At 63.4% G+C, this 20,151-nt stretch carries 19 protein-coding genes; 10 read left to right on the forward strand and 9 right to left on the reverse strand.

What is annotated here, in order from left to right; genetic code table 11:
* Window positions 1–912: 912 nt before the first annotated feature.
* Together IPV69_RS24605 and IPV69_RS24610 are read left to right on the forward strand one after the other, a co-directional pair.
* The gene (locus IPV69_RS24605; protein WP_206292379.1) at window positions 913–1,305 is read left to right on the forward strand and encodes a bifunctional nuclease family protein; all 393 of its coding nucleotides are present in this window, start codon (window positions 913–915) and stop codon (window positions 1,303–1,305) included.
* 262 nt (window positions 1,306–1,567) lie between these two features.
* Window positions 1,568–2,419, forward strand: a complete 852-nt coding sequence (locus tag IPV69_RS24610) for a hypothetical protein (protein WP_206292380.1) — start codon at window positions 1,568–1,570, stop codon at window positions 2,417–2,419.
* Between the two features lie 54 nt (window positions 2,420–2,473).
* Here the strand turns inward: IPV69_RS24610 and IPV69_RS24615 are convergent, their stop codons facing one another.
* Window positions 2,474–3,763: a PQQ-binding-like beta-propeller repeat protein gene (locus tag IPV69_RS24615; RefSeq protein WP_206292381.1), complete on the reverse strand. Its 1,290-nt coding sequence runs from the start codon at window positions 3,761–3,763 to the stop codon at window positions 2,474–2,476.
* A 113-nt stretch (window positions 3,764–3,876) separates the two neighbouring features.
* Here IPV69_RS24615 and IPV69_RS24620 point away from each other — a divergent pair, with 113 nt between their 5' ends.
* Both IPV69_RS24620 and IPV69_RS28015 read left to right on the forward strand, forming a co-directional pair.
* A complete protein-coding gene (locus IPV69_RS24620; protein ID WP_206292382.1) occupies window positions 3,877–4,122 on the forward strand; it encodes a glutaredoxin family protein in 246 nt (81 codons plus the stop codon).
* A gap of 473 nt (window positions 4,123–4,595) precedes the next feature.
* The gene (locus IPV69_RS28015) at window positions 4,596–5,144 is read left to right on the forward strand and encodes a peptidylprolyl isomerase (protein ID WP_390884434.1); all 549 of its coding nucleotides are present in this window, start codon (window positions 4,596–4,598) and stop codon (window positions 5,142–5,144) included.
* Between the two features lie 73 nt (window positions 5,145–5,217).
* On the opposite strand, the gene IPV69_RS24630 is transcribed toward IPV69_RS28015, so the two are convergent.
* Entirely contained in the window at window positions 5,218–6,645 is a 1,428-nt protein-coding gene (locus tag IPV69_RS24630) for a sigma-54-dependent transcriptional regulator (protein ID WP_206292384.1), read from the reverse strand.
* A gap of 163 nt (window positions 6,646–6,808) precedes the next feature.
* On the opposite strand from IPV69_RS24630, the gene ald reads away from it, so the two are divergent.
* Window positions 6,809–7,912, forward strand: coding sequence for an alanine dehydrogenase (gene ald / locus IPV69_RS24635; protein WP_206292385.1), 1,104 nt, complete (start codon window positions 6,809–6,811; stop codon window positions 7,910–7,912).
* A gap of 11 nt (window positions 7,913–7,923) precedes the next feature.
* On the opposite strand, the gene IPV69_RS27755 is transcribed toward ald, so the two are convergent.
* Together IPV69_RS27755 and IPV69_RS24645 are read right to left on the reverse strand one after the other, a co-directional pair.
* Window positions 7,924–8,622 (reverse strand): methyl-accepting chemotaxis protein, encoded by a 699-nt coding sequence (locus tag IPV69_RS27755; protein ID WP_315853145.1) that lies wholly within the window; start codon window positions 8,620–8,622, stop codon window positions 7,924–7,926.
* A 58-nt stretch (window positions 8,623–8,680) separates the two neighbouring features.
* Window positions 8,681–9,205, reverse strand: coding sequence for a PAS domain-containing protein (locus IPV69_RS24645; RefSeq protein ID WP_206292386.1), 525 nt, complete (start codon window positions 9,203–9,205; stop codon window positions 8,681–8,683).
* A 192-nt stretch (window positions 9,206–9,397) separates the two neighbouring features.
* Between IPV69_RS24645 and IPV69_RS24650 the strand changes: the two genes are divergently transcribed.
* Entirely contained in the window at window positions 9,398–9,718 is a 321-nt protein-coding gene (locus IPV69_RS24650) for a tetratricopeptide repeat protein (RefSeq protein WP_206292387.1), read from the forward strand.
* A gap of 146 nt (window positions 9,719–9,864) precedes the next feature.
* On the forward strand, window positions 9,865–10,812 hold the full coding sequence (locus IPV69_RS24655; protein WP_206292388.1) for a metallophosphoesterase: 948 nt from the start codon (window positions 9,865–9,867) through the stop codon (window positions 10,810–10,812).
* 26 nt (window positions 10,813–10,838) lie between these two features.
* On the opposite strand, the gene IPV69_RS24660 is transcribed toward IPV69_RS24655, so the two are convergent.
* The 5 genes from IPV69_RS24660 to IPV69_RS24680 form a co-directional block, all read right to left on the reverse strand.
* Entirely contained in the window at window positions 10,839–12,581 is a 1,743-nt protein-coding gene (locus tag IPV69_RS24660) for a sialidase family protein (RefSeq protein ID WP_206292389.1), read from the reverse strand.
* A 123-nt stretch (window positions 12,582–12,704) separates the two neighbouring features.
* Window positions 12,705–14,237 (reverse strand): ABC transporter ATP-binding protein, encoded by a 1,533-nt coding sequence (locus IPV69_RS24665; protein ID WP_206292390.1) that lies wholly within the window; start codon window positions 14,235–14,237, stop codon window positions 12,705–12,707.
* 67 nt (window positions 14,238–14,304) lie between these two features.
* Entirely contained in the window at window positions 14,305–15,270 is a 966-nt protein-coding gene (locus tag IPV69_RS24670) for an ABC transporter permease (RefSeq protein ID WP_206292391.1), read from the reverse strand.
* Window positions 15,267–16,412 (reverse strand): ABC transporter permease, encoded by a 1,146-nt coding sequence (locus IPV69_RS24675; RefSeq protein ID WP_206292392.1) that lies wholly within the window; start codon window positions 16,410–16,412, stop codon window positions 15,267–15,269. The genes IPV69_RS24670 and IPV69_RS24675 overlap by 4 nt, the downstream gene beginning before the upstream one ends.
* A gap of 133 nt (window positions 16,413–16,545) precedes the next feature.
* Window positions 16,546–17,700 (reverse strand): BMP family ABC transporter substrate-binding protein, encoded by a 1,155-nt coding sequence (locus IPV69_RS24680; RefSeq protein WP_206292393.1) that lies wholly within the window; start codon window positions 17,698–17,700, stop codon window positions 16,546–16,548.
* Window positions 17,701–17,993: 293 nt separating this feature from the next.
* On the opposite strand from IPV69_RS24680, the gene pyrR reads away from it, so the two are divergent.
* The 3 genes from pyrR (at window position 17,994) to IPV69_RS24695 (ending at window position 20,133) form a co-directional block, all read left to right on the forward strand.
* Window positions 17,994–18,524, forward strand: coding sequence for a bifunctional pyr operon transcriptional regulator/uracil phosphoribosyltransferase PyrR (pyrR, locus tag IPV69_RS24685; protein WP_206292394.1), 531 nt, complete (start codon window positions 17,994–17,996; stop codon window positions 18,522–18,524).
* Between the two features lie 127 nt (window positions 18,525–18,651).
* Window positions 18,652–19,590 (forward strand): aspartate carbamoyltransferase catalytic subunit, encoded by a 939-nt coding sequence (locus IPV69_RS24690; RefSeq protein ID WP_241179948.1) that lies wholly within the window; start codon window positions 18,652–18,654, stop codon window positions 19,588–19,590.
* Window positions 19,591–19,698: 108 nt separating this feature from the next.
* Entirely contained in the window at window positions 19,699–20,133 is a 435-nt protein-coding gene (locus IPV69_RS24695; RefSeq protein ID WP_206292396.1) for a GxxExxY protein, read from the forward strand.
* Window positions 20,134–20,151: the final 18 nt, after the last annotated feature.

A 20,151-nucleotide genomic window follows, 5' to 3' on the forward strand; every position in this document is an offset into this window, starting at 1 on the left:
TCGACGACGCGCTGTGTCCGTCGGGGAGCGGCATCAATGATCCAGTTCCGCTCGTTCGAACGCCAACAGCGAACCCACACAACCGGTTCTCGATCGCGATGCGGTGGGGTGAACCCCACCCTACGTCGGTCGTCTCGTCGTCGTTTCAAGCCGCTCCATAAACGCTACTTGGGATCGCGATATTTCTGGACAAGCGAAGACCGTACAATATACTAACATGCATGGACGAGATCAAGACTTTTCCGGCGATTTTTGACGGCGGGACTGCTGCGCGCGGGGTTGCCTGCGACCCCGGTGCCGGGCCTCTCGGGTTCGTTTGGCAGGGTGGCGTGTCGTCGCTCGGGTTCGTTCGGCAATCTGCGCGCGGCCGGGGGCAACGTGGCCTTGCGGTCGGCCCCTCACCCCAGCCTTCTCCCCCGGGTACGGGGGAGAGGGGGCCGGACGGGATCGCGCGTTCTCAGGATCGGGCGTTCTCGGGTTCGTTCGGCGGAATGCGGTTGGGCCAGCGGCCGGGGACGGCTCCGTGAGTGACACGGGCTTCCAGCCCGTGCTGGCGGCGTGGGTGTGGGACGACGTTCATACGCGAGCTCGGCGGCTTGCGATCGTGACGGGATGCTGGCCTATGTTGTCAGGAGAAGAAGAGATGAACCGCGCTTCGAACGGCTGTCGTCTGGATGGCGTATCACGCACGGGCTGGAAGCGCTGGAAGCCCGTGTCATTGATGACGCCGTTGGAATGTGTTCCTGGGTTCGTTCGGCAGGATTGGTCGTTCGAACCTTGGGTTCGTTCGGCGGATCGCCTGGGGTCTATCTTGACACCCCCACCCGGCGATCCTACGTTCACTACTGGACCGCCGACCGGAGCGCTTGTCACCGGCCGCGCCCCTCTTGCCGCACTTTTCGGGAGTGACTGATGTCTGTCCAGATGGAGCTGCACAAGATCATCATTTCCGAAATGCAGGACCAGCAGATCATCGTCCTCAAGGAAGTGGACGGCGAACGCAAGTTCCCCATCGTCATCGGGTCGGGGGAGGCGTATGCGATCGACCGGCGGCTTAAGGGGATTGTCCACCCTCGGCCACTGACCCACGACCTGCTGGCGAGCGTGATCGAGGCGATGGGCGGCGTGATCGACCGGATCGAGATCAACAACCTGCAGGACCACACGTTCTTCGCGCGGATTCACATCCGGCAGAACGGGTCGGTTCACAAGGTGGATTCGCGGCCGAGTGATGCAATTGCGCTGGGTGTTGCAACATCGGTCCCGATCTACGTCGCCGAGCATGTGTTGGGTGAGGTTTCGTGACGGGCGGGCACCGACGTGATACAGCGGTTGAATAAAACGTTGTTTCCCGATTTTCGTCGATGAAACATCGGGCAATTCGTAACGGAGGGCAAAGCACCCGCGCAATGGGCGCGCGATTGGTGACATACTTCTTCTGACAATTGCGATTGGCACGTGGCTTGATGGTTGATTGCGGTATCGACCGGATGCGGTTGCGCGCGATCTCAAGCCCCTTCGGGCCGACGCGGTGCGCGAAGCCGTCTCCTTGCAGGTGAGGGAGAACATGAGCTTCCCAGGCAGGCCAGACGAGACTGCGGATTCCGATTCGAAACCTCGCCTGCCCGACCCTTCGTCGACTGCTCCCCATTCCGCAGAGCCCAGGCGCGTTCGGCCGCTGGTGTCGCGGGAGGAGGCGTCGTCGGCGGTTGAGCCGCGACCGCCGAGCCTGGTTCGATTGAGGCCGGCGATTCCGGCCGACGCACGACAGTGGTCGCGGGCGATCGATCGGCGACTGAAGCTGTGGCGGGGGGATCACGACGCGCGACCCCGCCCGGGTACCCGGTCGGTACCGGCGGCGCACCTGGCGGCCGTCTCGCGGGCCAGCTTCTGTCTCGACGGAATCGACATCAGTCCGCGCGACGCGCAGGCGGCGGTGGATCATGAATCGGGCGGGCGAACCCTGGGCTCGCGCAACGCGCAGCGGATGCGCGGGCATGTGGCGATCCTTCGGAGGATCGAACGGCTCGGCCTGCGACAGCTTCCGCTGCCGCCGGGCGAAGTCTTCCGCTGGCATGCCGCACTCGCCTGCGGCCTGCCGAGTGCCGTGCCCGATGCGGCGTTGCAGACCCGGCTGACCGACGTCTGTTTCCGGCTGGCGACGCCGCACCGAAGGCTCGTTCCCGCCGTCGAAGAGGCGGCGAGGATTTACGCCGATCTGTTGAATGACCCGTTGTTCCCGAACTTCAACGGGATTCTCGCCCGGCTGCTGCTGGCGTATGCGCTGGCCAGAACCGGCCTGCCGCCGGTGGTGTTTGAGCCCGACCGCGACACCGATGACGAGACCGCAACCCCCAGGCGGCTTCAGGAGCTGCTGGCCGCGTCGCTCGACGAACTGATCGCGATGGCGGCAACGTAAGTCGCGGTGTCGGCCGGACAACGGGCGCGACTGGGGAGGAGGTGACCCTTTAACCTACGGCGACGCGAGGTCGACGCAGACCAGTTTCTGCTTTCCCCGGGCGACCAGCCTGCCGCCGGCGATCGCCGGGTAGGCGCGGGTTTCGAAACCGGTCACCTGCTTGCGGCCGATCTCTTTGAACGCCTTGGGGGAGGCTTCGACCGCGATCAGCTCACCCTTTTCGCCGAGGATCAGCAGGGTCTGGCCGGCGAGTGAGATCGCGCCGGTGCCGAAGTCGTCCTGGCTCCAGACGACCTTGCCGGTTTTCCAATCGACGCAGCGGAGCTCGACGTTCTGTTCCTGTCGCCCGTGCAGGCCGTAGAGGTAGCCGTCCTTCACGACGCAGGTAGAGAAGTGGTTAGACATCGATTCGTCGTTGGCCCAGACCACAGTCGGCTTGTCCGCACCGAACTTCAGCACCGCGCCGCCGACGCCGTAGCTCGACGAGATAAAGATCTCGTCGCCGACGACCAGGGGCGTGGCGGCGTTGACCGAGGCTTCCATCCGCGCCCGGAAAGGGTATCGCCAGAGCACCTTGCCGTCGGCCGGTGTGAGTGCGATCAGGCTGGAACGGGTGAGGACGAACGCGTAGCGCTTGCCGTCGATGGTCGCCGCGGTCGGGGAGCTGTAGCCGGCTTCGTCGTCGGTCGCGGTCCAGAGTGTTTTGCCGGTGGCGGTATCGAGCGCGACAACGCCGGAGCCTTTGCCGCCGACGTTCAGGAGGACGGCATTGCCTTCGACGAGGGGGGAGCAGGCGAAGCCGAAGAACCCCTTGCCGCCGCGAAAGGTCTTCACGACGTCGACCAACCAGACGAGTTTGCCGGTGGCGAGTTCGAAGCAACTGGCCAGGCCCTCGGCGCCGAAGGTGTAAATGCGATCGCCTGCAACGGCGGGGGTGGCGCGGGGGCCGTCATCGAAGCCAAAGCCGTCGACGTAGTCGGTGTCGTGTCCGCTGGACCAGATCGTCTTGCCGGTGGCGAGGTCGAGGCAGTCGAGGACGGATCGGCGGTCCTGGCGGTGGTGGATGATCGCCTTGCCGTCGACGACGACCGGCCCCGACCAGCCGTTACCGACGGCGACTGACCAGAGGGCCTTCGGTCCGCCGGCCGGCCACGCGAGCGGCTGTGGAACGACGCCGTCGCGCGTCGGGCCGAGGAAGCGCGGCCAGTCGGCCGGTTTGGCAGCCGGGGCGTCGGCGGCCGCTGCCACATTAGTGATCGCAGTGATGAGAGTGAACAGAACCAATGTCAGCAGGGAGGTGTGCTTCACGGTGAACATGATCGGCTTGATGGGAATCGGCGGCAAGGACTTTCCGTCGTCGGCCGGGTTGGCGGCTTAACTCGCGGTGTCGGACGTCCGATGCTGTCGAATGGGCGCACCAGCGACGCGAAAGAGCGGCGCGCCACCGGAGATAAGCCATGCTGCATGCGATCAAGATCTACGGGTTGCCCACGTGTAAGCAGACGGCCCGCGCGGTGGCGACACTGGAGGCGATGGGCGTGGGGTTCGACTACTTCGATCTGTCGCTGGACCGTCACGCCGCCGCGTGGGTGAGGTGGAAGAACGGCGACATCCAGACGCCGACCATCATGGTGGGGATGCGGGTGCTGGCCAACCCGAGCCTGAGGGATCTTCAGGCAGCCCTCGGCAGCGAGGCGGCGTAACGCCAGGACTGCCGCAATCGCCGCGATTGCAGCCGAACCCGATTCGGCGACCACACCTTGAGCCGCGACCGCTATACTTGATTGCCGCCCGGCCCTTTGCCGAGCGCCGATCACGCAGCCAAGGACCGCCCATGCCGCTCATCATCAACGGACAGCGCATCGAAGATGCGATCATCGACAACGAGTTCTCGGGGATCAAAGCCCACTTCGAGAGCCTGGGCAATGTCTCGTGCTGCGAGCGTGACCCGGAGTTCCAGCAGATGGCCCGCGACAACATCACCGGCCGGGTGCTGCTGGCGCAGGAGGCCGCCCGGGCAATGCCGGCATCGAGCGAGCATGAGATCGACGAATCGTTGGCGAAGCTGATCGAGCACTACGGCGGTAAGGAATGGTTCTTCATGCGGACCGGTGCCAACGACGAGCAGATGCCGCTGGTCCGCCGGGACTTGGACGTGGACCTGCGCGTCAAGCGGATGCTCGACGGCCTGGCCGACGACGGCCCCCAGCCGACCGACGCCGAGCTGCACGCGCACTACGAGGCGAACATCAAGGCGTTCATGACAACGGAAGAGGTTCGCGCCTCGCACATTCTCAAGAACCCGCAAGGCGAGCGTCAAAAGGCGGCGTACGACGAAATGCGCGACATCCGCCGACAACTTCTGGCAGGTGCCGATTTCCTTGAGATGGCCAAGCAGCATTCGGAGAAGGCCGAGGATTCGATCGACCTCGGCTTCTTCAAGCAGGGGGAGTTGGCGCCGGAGTTTGAGGCGGTCGCGTTCTCACTCAACCTGAACGAGATCAGCCCGATCTTCGTTACGCAGTACGGCATGCACGTGATTACCGTGACCGAGCGCAAGCCGGCGACGCCCAGGCCGTTCGACGAGATCCGCGAAGAAGTCCGCCAGCACTGGCGCGAGCAGAAGCGCAACGACAAGACGCGCGAGCTGGTGGAGCGATTGAAGGTGGACGCGAAGATCGAATTGATCGACGCCGAGGCAGAGGCGGCGGCGGCGATGTCGTGAGTATTTGCAGCGTGTAGGGTCCGCCTTGGCGGACGCGGCGGTTCCGTCGCAGGGGTGTCTCGCACGTGCTCTATTACGCGACTTCCCCCACGCCCAGCATCCCGAACTTGCGCATCTTCTTGTAGAGCGTCGTCCGGTTGATCGCCAGCTCGGCTGCGGTTGCCTGGCGGTTCCAGTGATTGCGTTTGAGGGCCGCTTCGATGATGTGCCGCTCGGGGATTTCCAGGGCCTGTTCGAGCGGCATGGGGCGTTGCAGCACGATGGTGTCGTAGCCGTCGCCAGGCTGTCCGCCGCCGGCAACCTGCATGGCCGGCACGATCGCCATCCCCTGCACGGTTTCGGGCAGGTCTTCCAGATCGATCTGCGGCCGACGGCTCAGGACTACGGCGCGTTCGATCGCGTTTTCCAGCTCGCGCACGTTCCCCGGCCAGGTGTAGCGGTGCATCGCCGACAGCGCCGGCTCGCTGAAGCCGATGACCTCGCGCCCGGTCTCCTGGCAGAAGCGCCGAAGAAAGTGCGTCGCCAGCAGCGTGATGTCGCCGAGCCGGTCGCGTAGCGGCGGCAGCTTCACGTTGACCACGTTAATTCGATAGTAGAGGTCCTGGCGGAACTTTTGATCGGCGACGAGCAGCGCCAGATCGACATTTGTCGCCAGCACCACGCGAACGTCGACCGTCTTGCTTTCTGAACTGCCGACCGGCTCGAACGTGCGCTCCTGCAGCATGCGAAGGAGCTTGACCTGCATCATCGGGCTGGCGGAGTTGATTTCGTCGAGGAAGAGCGTGCCGCCGTCGGCCGACAGAAACCGGCCGGGCTTGTCGGAGATCGCACCGGTGAACGCGCCCTTCACGTGGCCAAACAGTTCGCTCTCCAGCAGCGTTTCCGGCAGCGCACCGCAGGAGACTTCGATGAACGGCTTATCTTTCCGCGGCGACTGCTGGTGGATTGCCCGCGCGATCAGCGATTTGCCCGTGCCGCTCTCGCCGGTGATCAGTGCCGTCGTCCGGCTGTCGGCGACGGCGCCGACCAGGTCGAAAATCTTGAGCATCTTGTGGTCGTGGCCGACGACATTGCCAAGCCCGAACCGCATGTCGAGCTGCTGTTTCAGCGACTGGTTTTCGAACAGCAGCGACTGTTGCCGGGCGGCTTTCTCGACGACGACGCGGATCTCTTCATCGACGATCGGCTTGGTCAGGTAATCGAATGCGCCGATTTTCGTGGCTTCGACGGCACCTTCGATCGAGCCATAGCTGGTGATGACGACCACGACCACATGCGGGAACCGCCGCCGCATATCGCGCAGGAAGTCGGCCGGCTTGATGCCGGGAATGTTGATGTCGGCCAGGAAGACTTCGACCTGGTTCGATTCCAGCACGCCCATTGCGTTGTCGGGGACATCGGTCGTGCGGACCTCGTATCCCTCGCGGCGGAGGAACTGGCCGAGCGACTGAAGGATGATGCGATCCTCGTCGAGAATGAGCAGGCGGGGTTTGGTGGTCATGTTCACTTTCTGCATCGGCAAGGGCGGACGTTGCGGATAAGCAACACGCCCTCGATTTCCCGCCCGGCCCCGCGTCCGGTAATCTGGCCTTTGCCGGACGATCCGGCGAGGTTCAGTCGCACGCTGCAATGCAGCCTCAACCGCACATGAATGAGGTGTTCGAATGCGAGTCGGCGTACCCCGTGAAGTGAAGGCAGATGAATACCGCATCGGCATGATGCCCGTCGGCGCTGAAGCGCTCGTCAAGGCCGGGCACACGGTGCTTGTTGAGGCCGGGGCCGGCGTATCGTCCGGCTTTCCCGATGACGACTACGTCAGGGCCGGGGCGACCATCGTCCCGACCGCCGACGACGTCTTCACCGCGGACATGATCGTCAAGGTGAAGGAGCCGCAGCCGGCGGAGATTTCGCGGTTCCGGCCGGGGCAGATCATCTTCACCTACATGCACTTTGCCGCGAGCAAACAGCTCACGCAGGCGTGCATGGAGAGCGAGATCGTCGCGATCGCTTACGAGACGATCACCGACAAGAAGGGCACGCTGCCACTGCTCACACCGATGAGCGAAATCGCCGGCAAGATGAGCATCCAGGAAGGCGCAAAGTACCTCGAAAAGCCGATGCTCGGCCGCGGCATTCTGCTCGGCGGCGTGCCCGGCGTGCCGCCGGCCGATGTTGTCATTCTCGGCGCGGGTGTCGTCGGCGTGAACGCCGCCAAGATCGCGTCCGGCATGGGTGCCAATGTCACCCTGATGGACATCAACCTGGACCGCCTGCGCTACCTCGACGACGTCATGCCGGCCAACGTAACCACGATCTACTCCGACCTGCACACCATTCGCGAATCGCTGATGAAGGCCGATCTCGTTGTCGGTGCGGTGCTGATCCCTGGTGCCAAGGCACCTCGCCTGGTCACCCGGGAACAGCTCAAGCTCATGAAGAATGGCGCCGTGATCGTAGACGTGGCGATCGACCAGGGCGGCTGCGTCGAGACGGCCCGGCCGACGACCCACCAGCAGCCGACCTACGTCGTGGACGGCGTCGTCCACTATTGCGTGACGAACATGCCCGGCGCGGTCGGCCGAACGAGCACCATCGCGCTGTGCAACGCAACGCTGCCGTACGCATTAAAGATCGCGAACAAGGGATATGAAGCTGCCGCCGCCGAAGATCCGGGCCTTGGGCAGGGGATCAACCTCGTCGGCGGGCGCGTGGTGAACGCGGCGGTCGCCGAGTCTCTCAGCCTCAAGGCGCATCCGCTGACGAAATAAGCCGACCTCTGCTACGCGGCAACGCGTGCGTTGTCCTGGCTGGAGAGCGTACGGCACACCTTCTCCACCGCGTCGGACGTCTGCTTGCTGGCCGCCTGGATGGATCGCACCTGCGACTCGATCTGGGCCGTCGCGTCGGACGTCTGGCGGGCCAGCCGTTTGACTTCACCGGCGACGACGGCAAAGCCCCGGCCCGCCTCACCGACCCGGGCCGATTCAATCGTCGCGTTCAGCGCCAGCAGGTTGGTCTGGCTCGCAATAGAGTGGATCACCTTCGAAAATCCCCCGATCTGCTTCGAAGCGGCGGCAAGCGTTTCGACCGTTTTCCTCGTCTGGCCGAAATCGTCGGCCAGTTGCAATCGGCGTGCCTCGGCCGCGCTCAGATCGCGGGTTTTGACGTCCATCTGCTGCGTCGCCGCGTTGATGGACTCGGCCGCCTGGCGGAAGGAACCGAGCATCCCTTCGGGCAGCACCCGGCGGTAGAACTCGCCCCGGCTGGCGTGCTCCAGCGCGGCGGTGGCTTCGCGAACAAACGCGTCGGTCATGTCCAGCAGGTGGTTCATCGCGTGCAACAACTCGCCCATCTCCCCGTCACAGGCAATGCGGGTGATTCGCTGTTCAAGGTCGCCGCGGCTGGCGGCATGACAGACGCGCAGCGCTTCGCGAATCCAGTACGACACGTCCTGCGGCTGTTCATTGGAGTCATTCACGGTGGCACCTCTTGACCGAAGGATCGGTCGCGGAATCGCGGTCGTCTAAGGCGTTTGGTCAGAGCGAGAAGATGAATTGCGGATAGCTCATGGCCTTGCTTTTCAGCAGCTTCTCCAGCACGGGTCGCGATCGCTCCATCTGCGCCCGCGGGTTTTCTTCGATCGATTCGATTTGAAGCAGCTTGTCGTAGATGGGTTCGATCTGCGCGAGCTTTCTGCGGTCAGGAAGTCGGCGGTTGGAGTGGTAGCCCACGATGCGTCGCGATTCGTCAAAGCTGGGTGTGACGTGGGCGAACACCCAATAGTGGTCCCCGTTCTTGCAGCGATTCAGCACGTACGCGAAAACTTCCTGCCCGGTGCTGATCGTGTCCCACAGCAATCGGAAAACGATTCGCGGCATCCGCGGGTGCCTCAGAATGCAGTGAGGCTGGCCCAGCAGTTCGGCCTCGGTGTAGCCCGACACGCGCAAGAACACTTGGTTCGCGTACTCGATGCGCCCCTTGAGGTCTGTCTTGGAGACGATGATTTCGTCCGCCCCGAACGTCGTTTCGACGCCGGTCAGTTCTGTTGAAGGTCTGGCCATGTCCTTAGCTCCGATGCGGCCGAGACCCGATCCTGTTTCGGGTATCGACACCAAGGCGACCTCTCTCCACTGCGCGGGAATCTCCTGTTGGACCGTCCGAAGAACGACCCGGGATTGCCGGTGTCGTAACGCGCCAGCGGGTATAGAATCATCGCGTCCGCGAAAAACTGGATTTAAGGAATGAGGGAGACCGTGAGCAACGCATCTGATCGATTGACCAAGCTGCAAGCCATGCTGGAACGCCAGCCCGGCGACACCTTCACGCTTTATGCGATCGGCCTGGAATACAAGAAAGCCGGCGACCACGAGCGAGCGATCGAACACCTCGACAAGGTCATCCAGTTTGATCCGGGGTATTGCTACGCCTACTACCAGAAGGGACAGATCCTGGAGACCGTCGGCGACATCGACGCCGCGAAGACGGTTTACCAGGCCGGCATCGCCTCGGCCCGGGCCAAGGGCGACGCGCACGCACTCAGCGAGCTGCAAGGTGCGCTTCAGATGATCGAATGAGGCCCGAATAAGGTCATCGCCCGATCGCCTCGTTCGGGGATTGCCGGTTGCCAATCAACAATCGCCGGTTGTAAATGAATCGACCCGCGCACGCTGGCCACGCTGCCAGTCGGGCAACCGCAGATCGGCGATCGGCTTTTTCCCACATGCTCGATGACTTCAAGAACTTCCTGAAGACCCCCAATTGGCGACGGCAGCACGGCTGGCGGCGGGCGGTGTGGCAGACCATGAATCGGCTGGGCCTGACCGGGCTCCATGCGCTTCCAATGAGCCGCCGATGGGTCGATTTCCATCGCCGCAAAATGCACCTCGCCGGACTCGATCCCGCCCTGGAAGGCGTTCGCATCGTCCAACTGTCCGACATCCACTATTCCCCGGTCGTCGGCCAGCGGTATCTCGTCCAGTTCATCCGCTGGATTAACGACCTTCAGCCCGACCTGGTGGTCATCACCGGCGACCTCATCACCGGCGGCTATCGCTACGCGCACCGCGTGTCGACGATCCTCTCGCACCTGCACGCCAAAAACGGCGTGATCTGCACGTTCGGAAACCACGACTACAGCGTGTACGGCAAGAGCCATCCCGGCGAATCAACCCGGCGGGGGGACTATCTGGAGAAGTGTCTGCTCGACCGGGGGCTCATCGTGCTGCGGAACCAAACGCATTACCTGCGGCGCGACGGTGCGCACAAGCCGGTCGCGATTGTCGGTCTGGATGACGAATGGACGGGCAACATCGACCCGGAGAAAGCCTGGGCGGGTGTCGATCCTTCGCTGCCGATCATCTGTCTGAATCACAACCCCAAGAACGCGCGGGAACTGCTCCCCTACCCGTGGCAATGGATGCTGGCCGGCCACACGCACGGCCGACAGCTGGGCGTCAGCCGGTTCGGCAAGCGGTTCAACGGCCACCGACGGCGCGAGTTCACCCACGGCCACTACGACATCGACGGCCGCCACCTGTATGTCAACCGCGGCCTGAGCTACGGCCAGCGCGTGCTCGACTGGTGTCGGCCGGAGGTGACGGTCTTCAAGCTGACGGCAACGCCGACCGGGCCGATTGTCGTCGATACCGCACCGCCAGCCCATAGCTGATCTTCGGCCGCCAGCGTGTCGCCCGGTCAGAACACATCCACCACCAGGCTGCCGATGGTTCCTGCCGGCGCTGCGTTGCCGGGCAGATCGAGAACGCCGTTCGCCTGGAGATTGACGGCGTAGGTGCCGTTGGACTCGGCCACCCAGAGGCCGGCCGGACCTGCGATTTCGAACACCGCCGTCGTGATGCCGCGACGGTTCAGCTTGGACTGCTTGATCAGCGTCGCGACCGTATCAAAGCCGCCAGGCCCGGTAACGCGGATCGCCGTCGCGAGCGACGTCGGGTTGACGCCATCCACGTCAGACACCTGAAGCGTAAACCGAAGCGGTTCCGCGTTGCGAACCACCAGCGGGCCGCCTTTGGTCAAGACCTTCGCGACCGGCGTAGACGGCGCCGCACTGGAGGCAAGTCCACCGGCAAAGACCCGTGTCGCCGCCGGCAGGCTCGCGAGCGGGACCGAGGCGGTGTAGACGTCCAGGCGATCATTGGAACCGTTGGGATTGTCGCCGGTGCTGTTGGAGTTGTCGGCCCAGGCAGGGTGTGCGATGCCGTCGGCGATCGTCAGCCCGAGGTAGTCGCCCAGGTCGATGTCCGAATCAGAGTTGTTCACATCCGACACGCCCTCGCTGATCTGCACATTCGCTGAGAGGGTCACGCCGTCGGCCGTTGAAACGCCGCGGGCACCGAACAAGGCGACCTCCAGATTTCCCACGTCCAGCGGATCGGTGGTGGAACCCAGATCCTCCCGCGCATCGTACCAGGTGAGGCAGAGCTGGCCGTCGGCCGGATCGAGCACCATTCGTGGGAAGAACTGGCTGTTCACGCCTTCGTCGTCGTTCACGCGGGCTGGCGCGCTCCAGGTCAGTCCTTGGTCGTCGCTGTAGCGGAGATAAACGTCGGTATTGAAGAGGGGCCGTATCGACTCGTCGGTGTACGCGAGGTAGATCCGCCCGCGCGTCGCACCGGCAGAGGTGTCAACCGCGAGAGCCGCTTCGGCGTCAACACCGCGGATGGGCTGCGCCGGGATCAGTTCGAAGAGACCGACCGCCGTGGTGGCGGCGACCACCCGGCGGCCCATCGGCGTGGGGCCGAGGCCGTCGGGGTCCACATTCACCCCGATCGTTCCGCGGCCACCATTGCCGCGCTTCTGATAGGTAACCACAACCTGCCCGTCCGCCCCGATTGCGATGTCACCGAAGGTGCCGCCATTGGCCCCGGCAACCTTGGTCTGGGCCGTCCACTCGCCCACGGTATTCAGTGCCGTCACCGCCGCCCCGGCCACCTCCAGCTTGTTGCCGTTGGCGAAAGTGATCCAGACCGCGCCGGCCCCGGCGGTGATGGTCGGTTGGTCGAGCGACCCCTCAAATCGCTTGAGCAACTCGAAGTTCGCGCCGCCATCGACACTGATCAAGACGGTGACGCCTTCCTCTTCTCCCTCGGCGTACGCGAAAAAGAGATTGCCGAAGGCATCGAAAACGGCGGTGGAGTCGCAACACGCCGCCGGAAGCGAATCGCTGCCGTCGAGGAAGGTTCGGTGCGACCATGTCGCGCCTCCATCGGCACTGACCGACGCGACGAGTCCGACATCGTTCGTCTCGTCGTTCGAGGCGGCGAACAGTCTATTCGGCTGCGTGGGGTCGACCGCGATCGCGGGCTCCGATTGATTGCCGCCCACCGGCGCGATGTTGACGTTGGCAAACAGCGAAGCGGCGAACAACTGGCGTGACTCGAGCCGATCCATCCGGGCGTGCGGGCGGTAGATTTCCATGAGCTCGACTTTAACGCTTCGCGGCCGGGCGGACAAAATCACTATTACGATCCGAGCGCTTGAGACTTTCCGCCTGTCGATGGTACGCAGACTGGTCCATGGCGCGACGTGAGCGTTAGACGATTAGTGGGCGGGAACGGCGTCTTCGCCGTGGCCGGCCATGTGGCGGCCAATGATGCCTATGTCGGCTTGGTTGGAAGGGGTCTCATACACGAAGCTGCCGTGGAACATCACGACGATCCGGTCGGACAGCTCGAACACTTCGTCCAGGTCTTCGCTGATCAGCAGCACCGCAACACCCCGGTTGCGTGCTTCCATGATCTGGGCGCGGATCTCCGATGCGGCGGCGAAATCCAGACCGAAGCACGGATTGGCCGTGATCAGCACATCCACCTGGCCCGACAGTTCGCGGGCGAGTACCGCCCGCTGCACGTTTCCGCCGGAGAGGTTGCGGATCGGCTCGTCCGGGCCGGGGGTCTTGACGCGATACTTCTGAATCAGGTCCACCGCCTGCTTTCGAATCGCCCGGCGGTTCAGAAAGAAACCGGCCACGCGGCTCGGCGGCACATCGAACGACCGCATCGCAATATTGCCCGCCACGCTCATCGGGCCGACGCAGGCGTTGCGGAGGGGCTCTTCGGGCAGCAGCTTGAGGTTGTGCTTGCGGATTTCCGACCGGGCGCCGTTGAATGCTTCGCCGTGCAGCAGCACCTCCCCGGCTGAAGCCTTGCGCTGTCCGGCAAGCACCTCGACCAGCTTCGCCTGCCCGTTGCCCGACACGCCGGCCACGCCGACGATTTCCCCCGCGCGAACCTTCATGTTTAGCTTGTGCAGGCAGGTCAGGCCCAGATCGTCCAATGCCTCGACGTCGCGAATCTCTAGCAGTGCATCACCCGTCTGGCGCGACAGCCGGTCGGCAGTTCGGGTCGTCTCGGAGCCGATCATCATGGACGACATATCGGCAGGCGTCAGATCCTTGACCGAACCCTTGCCGGCCAGCTTGCCCGTACGCAGCACCGTGACGTCGTCGCAGAACTTCATCACTTCGCGGAACTTGTGCGTGATCATCAGCACCGTCAGCTCGCCGGCATTCACCAGCCCGCGGAGCATGCTCAGCACTTCGTCGGCTTCCTGCGGTGTGAGCACACTGGTCGGCTCGTCGAGGAACAACAGACGGTTCTTCAGGTAGAGCTGTTTGCAGATTTCAAGCTTCTGCTTCTCGCCGGCCGACAGCGATGACACCTGCCGCGTGATGTCGATGAAGAACGGCGTCGTCTTCATGAAGGCGCGGAGGTCGGTGTATTCCTTGTCCCAGTCGATAATGCGCGGAATGGTCGCCCGCGACAGAACCATGTTCTCGGCCACGGTCATGTTCTGCACCAGCGTGAAATGCTGGTAGACCATGCCGATGCCCAGCGCCAGGGCATCGCGCGGATTCTGAATCGCCACTTCCTTCGGACCGAGGATGACCTGCCCGTGATCGGGCCGGTAGTACCCCATGATGCATTTGACGAGCGTGCTCTTTCCCGCGCCGTTGCCGCCGAGCAGGGCATGGACAGAGCCCGGGGCGACCTTCATCGACACATCCTGCAATGCCAGCAGGTTGCCGAACCGCTTGCTCATCTGAACGACTTCCAGCCCGGGCGCCAGAGTCATCGGGTGGTCGGATGTTGGAGCGGAAACTGGTTCGGGCGTATCGGTCATGGGTTAAGGCGTCGGTCGGTCACCGTGCCGCGGTCAGTTCGGCCGGTATGCCGGCCATCGTGCGGGACGACGAACTGGTGAAGATCATGATGACGAGCGTGAACACGTACGGCGCGGCGGTGAACAGATATCTGCCGCTGTGAACGCCGACCGATTGCAGCGCCGGCGCGATCGCCCCGGCCGCGCCAAACAGCAGCGACGCGTAGAGGCACTTCATTGGGTTCCAGCGGGCGAAGATCACCAGCGCGACGGCCATCAAACCCTGACCACTTGAGAGTCCTTCGTTCCAGCTTCCGGGGTAGTAGAGAGAAAGAAACGACCCGCCGATGCCCGCCAGGAAGCCGCCCGCCGCGGTCGCGATCATGCGAACGCCGTTGACGGAGTATCCCATGGCGCGGGCGGCGTCGGCACTTTCGCCGACGGTGCGCAAGATCATGCCATAGCGGGTATTGCGAAGTCCCCACAGGATGAACGGCGCCAGTACGCAGCCGACCAGGAACAGCGCGTTCACCTCCAGTGCGTTCTGCACCTTCGTGTTGTCGCTCCAGAATCCGAAGGGAATCGCCTGCAGTCGCGGCGCGGTGGGCTTGATGTATGGCTTGCCGAGATAGAACGCCAACCCCGCGCCGAACAACATTAACGCGATGCCGACGGCGACATCGTTCACGCGGGGTTTGCTGCAGAGCCAGGCGTGCAGAATGCCGAACACCGCACCGGCCAGCCCGGCGGCGATCACGCCAATCCAGGGGGATACGGCCATCGCAAGTCCGCCGGGTGCGCCCAGTGCGACGCTCGTCTGGTATGAGATGGCGTAGCCCGCCATCGCACCCATAACCAGGGTGCCTTCGAGGCCGAGGTTGATGCGGCCGCTCCGCTCGGTCAGCGTCTCCCCAAGGCTGACGAAGATGAACGGCGTGCTGACGCGAATAGCGCCGGCCACCATTGCCAGCGGGACGCTCCAGAGGCCAAGTGAATCTTCGGTCACGACTTCGCCTCCCTTCGCTGCAGGAACTTCAGCCGGCCGTAGAGTGTTTCAAATACCAGGACAACCAGGAACAGAATGCCCTGGAATACCAACGCAGTGGCATCGGGCATCATCAGCGACTTTTGCAGGCGTCCTCCGCCGGCCGAAATGCCGCCGATCAGCACCGCCACGGGAATGATCGCCAGGGGATTGTGACGCGCGAGAAAGGCCACCAGGATCCCGGTGTATCCGTAGCCGACGGCGAGATTGGCATTGGCGCGCCCGTGAACGGCTGCGACTTCCGTCACACCGGCGATGCCGGCGGCGGCCCCGGCGAGAAAGCTGACAATCAGCGTGATGCTGGCGATCGACAGCCCGGCCATCTTCGCCGCCCGCGCGTTTCCGCCGACAATGCTCGCCGCGAAGCCCAGCGTCGTCCGATCCATCAGCACCCAGCAGATCAGGCAAGCGACGATGCCGATGACCAGACCCCAATGGACATCAATCCCGGGCAGCTTGCCGATGCGATTGGCGTCGCCGATGAAATGGCTGGAGGGATTGTTGAGGCTCGAAGGATCCCACATCGGCCCCTTGTCGACCATGTGGTTGAGGATCGCGACAGCGATATAGATCAGCAGCAGGCTGCAGATGGTTTCGTTGACGCCGCGAAACTGCTTGAGCGCGCCGGCGGCGGCAATCCAAAGCCCGCCGACCAGCGAACCGGCGAGAAACATGCACGAAATCGTAACCGCAGGCGAAGCGCCACTGACGGCTGTCGCGACGGCCGCCGCCGACAAGCCGCCCATCACCAGCGCCCCTTCGCCACCGATGATGACCATGCCCAGTCGGGCAGGCAGGGCCGTGCATAACCCGGTCAGAAGCAGCGGGGCGGCACGGGTCAGCGTATTACCCCAGGCGAACGATGTGCCGAAAGCCCCTTTGTACATCAACTCGTAAACTTCAAACGGACTGTGCCCCGCCAGCAGCACGAAGACGCCGAACAGCACCATCGAGACCAGGATGCCCAGCAACGTGATCGCGATCGATTCCAACGCCGCCCACGGCAGCACATTCAGCAATCGCTGCCCGATCGTCCGGCCGGGATCGCCGCCGTCGTTCAGCGGTTGAAGGGCCGGCAGCCCGTTGACGTCGACCTGGGACATATTGGACGTTTCTGTGCAGGACTCGGACGTAGACATCGCCGCGAGGATTATTCTTGCTTCGCAAGCTGCGACCGCGGTTCCCCTCCTCCGAACGAAGGAGGGGAACCTCAACCGTCGCACTTGTGTCGCCGCGTCAGTTCACAGCACCGTTCACGCCTTCAACCAGGTACCCCATCTTTTCGAGGATCGGATCGGTCTGGGCGATCTCTTTGCCGGCTTCGATCACGATCGCGCCCTTGTTGTCCTTCAGCGGCCCCTTGAAGATGACCAGCTTGCCTTCCATCGCCTTGGCCTTTGCCGCATCGGCGAGGGTTTTCGCTTCGGCGGAGACGGCCGGGCCGTAAGCACTTGGCTTGACGAAGCCGTCCTTCAGACCGCCACGCACGAGGTGCGGCAACGGCTTGTTTTCCTTCGTCGCGGTGACATAGTCGGTATAAACCTTTGCCCAGTTCCATTCCGAACCAGTCAGGTAGCCCTTGGGCGCCAAGGCAGAGCCATTGGCGTGATAGCCACAGGAGTAGATGCCGCGCTTCTCGGCGTTCTCGATGATGACCTTCGGGCTGTCGACGTGGCAGGTGATGACGTCAATCCCCTGGTTGACCAGGCTGTTGGTGGCTTCAGCTTCCTTGTTCGGGTCGAACCAGCCGCCGGTGAAGATGACCGTGGTGGTGACGGCGGGGTTGACCGACCGCGCTCCGAGCGTCAACGCGTTGATGTTCCGCAGTACCTGCGGAATGGGCTTGGCGGCGATAAAGCCGAGCTTGTTGGTCTTGGTCGTCTTCCCGGCGACGATGCCGGCGAGATACTGGCACTCGTCGATGTAGCCGAAGTAGCTGCCGGTATTGGCCGGGTGCTTGGCCTCATCAAACAGACCGCCGCAGTGACGGAACTGCAGGCTCGGGTACTTCTTGGCGACCGTGATCATGTGCGGATCGAAGTAGCCGAAACTCGTCGGGAAGATCAGCGTCGCGCCGTCTTCCTGGATCATGCCTTCCATGACCTTCTGGACGTCGTCGGTTTCTTTGACGTTCTCCTGGACGACGACCTTCACGCCCGGCAGCTTCTTGACGGCTTCGGCGCCTTCATTGTGGGCCTGGTTGTAACCAAAGTCGTCCTTGGTACCGACGTAGATGAACCCGATCGTCAGCGGCTTGGCTCCGCCGCCGCCGGCGGCCGTTTCGTCCTTCTTACAGCCGTGCATCAGGCCGAGCGAAATCGTCGCGGTCAGCGCCGCACCGGTGGCCCGGATGAACAGACGTCGCGACATCAGATTTCGAAACTTAGGCATCGTGGAGGTGTCCCGGAGAGTGTTGGAAACGAAGGTGCTTCGGACGGACCGATCGCACTCAGTGAAGGGTGCCCTTGCAACGCGGGTGCCACTTGCAACTCGGCGGGAATTCGACCCCCGGCAGGCCTGATTCAACGGAATTGGCCGGCATCGGGGTTGCGATGGGAATCCTGCGTGGGCACGGCGCGCTAGTGCGAAACGCGCCACGTGCGCCACGACTGTTGCGGTCCGTTACACGTTCCGAAGCCGCGAAGATGCAAACAAGTCGCCATTCCCGTAATCTCCCCTCCGTCATGCATACCGATTACGACGAAGCCGACGTCCGCCGGCTGATCGAACAACTTGCCAGCACGATCGCGGCATCTTTCCCTGCCGACCGACCCATCAATGTCGTCGGCATTCGCACCCGCGGCGAACTACTGGCCCACCGGCTGGTCGAACTGCTCGGCCTGAAGGGCTACGGCAAAGTCGGCCGCGGGACGCTCGACATCACCCTCTATCGCGACGACCTCTCGGAGATCGGCCCGCGACCCCTGGTCAAGCCGACACAACTCGCGATCCAGGTGGACGATGTGCCGCTGCTGCTGGTGGACGATGTGCTGTTCACCGGCCGCAGCATCCGCGCAGCCCTCAACCTGCTGAACGATTTTGGCCGGCCCAGCGTCATCCGGCTGGCGGTCCTCGTCGATCGTGGCGGTCGCGAACTGCCGATCCAGCCGGACTTCGTCGGCGTCAAGCTGGCAGACGTCCCCAAGGACTACCGCGTGAACGTCCGTCTGAAAGAGATCGACGGCGGCGACGAAATCGTGGTGGAGAAACGCTAGAGAGTAGGGTCCGCCTTGGCGGACGTGGAGCCTGAGGAGATTTCGGAATGCGGATTTCGGTATTCGGGTTGAAGCCGACGCACGGCCAGTCATCCGACTCCCGCAATCCGAATCCGTAATGCAATCGATGACCCAAACCGACACCTGGACTCGCAAACACCTCCTGACGCTCGAAGAGCTGTCCGCCGACGAGATCCGTTTCGTTCTCGACACGGCCCACTCCTTCAAGGAAGTCAGCACCCGCTCCGTGAAGAAAGTGCCGGCACTGCGCGGCAAGGTGGTGGTCAACGCGTTCTTCGAAGACTCCACCCGCACCCGCACCAGCTTCGAGCTGGCCGCCCAGCGCCTCGGCGCCGATGTCATCGCGTTTACTGAGAAAGGGTCGAGCGTCAGTAAGGGTGAAACGCTGGTAGACACCGCGCGAAACATCGAGGCGATGGGGGTCGACGTCATCGTCTGCCGCCATCAGGCCGCCGGCAGCGCGCAGGTGCTGGCCCGCACGCTCGGCTGCAGCATCGTGAACGCCGGCGACGGCGCACACGAGCACCCGACGCAGGGCCTGCTCGATCTCTACACAATCCGCGAGCGGTTCGGGCGGATCGAGGGGTTGAAGGTGGCGATCGTCGGCGACATCGCCAACAGCCGAGTGGCGCGGAGCGATCTGTGGGGGCTCAAGAAGATGGGTGCCGAGGTGATCCTCGTCGGCCCGCCGACGCTGCTGCCCAAGAGCTTCGAAAAGCTCGGGGCGCGGGTGGTTCACAGCCTTGACGAGGTGATTGGCGAGGTGGATGTCGTCAACATGCTTCGCGTGCAGTTCGAGCGGATCAAGAGCAGTCAGTTCCCCACGGTGCGCGAGTTCACGCGTTTCTTCGGCCTGACGTGGGACCGCTTCCAGAAGTGCAAGCCCGGCGTATTCGTGATGCACCCCGGCCCCATGAACCGCGGTATCGAGATCAGCAGCGACATCGCCGACGGCCCCCAGAGCGGCATCTTAAAGCAGGTAACCAACGGCTTGGCAGTGCGGATGGCGGTGCTGTACTTGGTGACGCAGACCTCGGGCAGATGAGAGGGCCGAGTTGCGAAAGTATTTGTCGGCAATTGTAGTGTTGCCGCGGTGTTTCGTGCGCCAAGAGCGCCAAGGAGCCAAGAGAGCCAAGGAATAGGAGGTGGCCAAATGCCATACGACAACGAACTGCTGCCCGGCCCGGACCTCCACGAACCTCCCGAGGAACTCGACATTTTGGTTCGCCGAGTCAACGGCGCGGCAATTGAAGTTCATCGCCGCTTGGGAGCAGGGCTGCCAGAAAGCTCCTACGAGAACGCGATGGCGATCGAGATGACCGAGCGAGGAATCCCCTTTGAGCGTCAGAAGCGGCTGGAGATCTTTTACAAGGGCGTTCGCGTGGGTTACGTCAAAGTGGACTTTCTGGTCGACGGGAAGCTGATCGTTGAACTGAAATCCGTTGTTGAGATCATGCCGCCGGATCGTAGACAGGTGAAGACGTATATGCGGATCATTCGACAGCCACTTGGCCTGCTCTTGAACTTCAATGTCGCCCTGATGCGCGAAGGCATCCATCGCATCATCGCGTCAGACTTCGATCCCTAATTCTTTCCTTCGCCTCTG

The sequence above is a fragment of the Humisphaera borealis genome, from assembly GCF_015169395.1.
Lineage (GTDB): Bacteria > Planctomycetota > Phycisphaerae > Tepidisphaerales > Tepidisphaeraceae > Humisphaera > Humisphaera borealis.

Bases quoted from the DNA above. Each gene is read 5' to 3' on its own strand.
- IPV69_RS24680 (WP_206292393.1), bottom strand. From the start codon at position 17,700: ATGCCTAAGTTTCGAAATCTGATGTCGCGACGTCTGTTCATCCGGGCC.
- IPV69_RS24695 (WP_206292396.1), top strand. From the start codon at position 19,699: ATGCCATACGACAACGAACTGCTGCCCGGCCCGGACCTCCACGAACCT.
- IPV69_RS24665 (WP_206292390.1), bottom strand. From the start codon at position 14,237: ATGACTCTGGCGCCCGGGCTGGAAGTCGTTCAGATGAGCAAGCGGTTC.
- IPV69_RS24645 (WP_206292386.1), bottom strand. From the start codon at position 9,205: ATGGCCAGACCTTCAACAGAACTGACCGGCGTCGAAACGACGTTCGGG.
- IPV69_RS24660 (WP_206292389.1), bottom strand. From the start codon at position 12,581: ATGGAAATCTACCGCCCGCACGCCCGGATGGATCGGCTCGAGTCACGC.
- IPV69_RS24690 (WP_241179948.1), top strand. From the start codon at position 18,652: ATGACCCAAACCGACACCTGGACTCGCAAACACCTCCTGACGCTCGAA.
- IPV69_RS24610 (WP_206292380.1), top strand. From the start codon at position 1,568: ATGAGCTTCCCAGGCAGGCCAGACGAGACTGCGGATTCCGATTCGAAA.
- ald (WP_206292385.1), top strand. From the start codon at position 6,809: ATGCGAGTCGGCGTACCCCGTGAAGTGAAGGCAGATGAATACCGCATC.
- IPV69_RS24630 (WP_206292384.1), bottom strand. From the start codon at position 6,645: ATGACCACCAAACCCCGCCTGCTCATTCTCGACGAGGATCGCATCATC.
- IPV69_RS24620 (WP_206292382.1), top strand. From the start codon at position 3,877: ATGCTGCATGCGATCAAGATCTACGGGTTGCCCACGTGTAAGCAGACG.
- IPV69_RS28015 (WP_390884434.1), top strand. From the start codon at position 4,596: ATGCTCGACGGCCTGGCCGACGACGGCCCCCAGCCGACCGACGCCGAG.
- IPV69_RS24605 (WP_206292379.1), top strand. From the start codon at position 913: ATGTCTGTCCAGATGGAGCTGCACAAGATCATCATTTCCGAAATGCAG.
- IPV69_RS24675 (WP_206292392.1), bottom strand. From the start codon at position 16,412: ATGTCCCAGGTCGACGTCAACGGGCTGCCGGCCCTTCAACCGCTGAAC.
- pyrR (WP_206292394.1), top strand. From the start codon at position 17,994: ATGCATACCGATTACGACGAAGCCGACGTCCGCCGGCTGATCGAACAA.
- IPV69_RS24655 (WP_206292388.1), top strand. From the start codon at position 9,865: ATGCTCGATGACTTCAAGAACTTCCTGAAGACCCCCAATTGGCGACGG.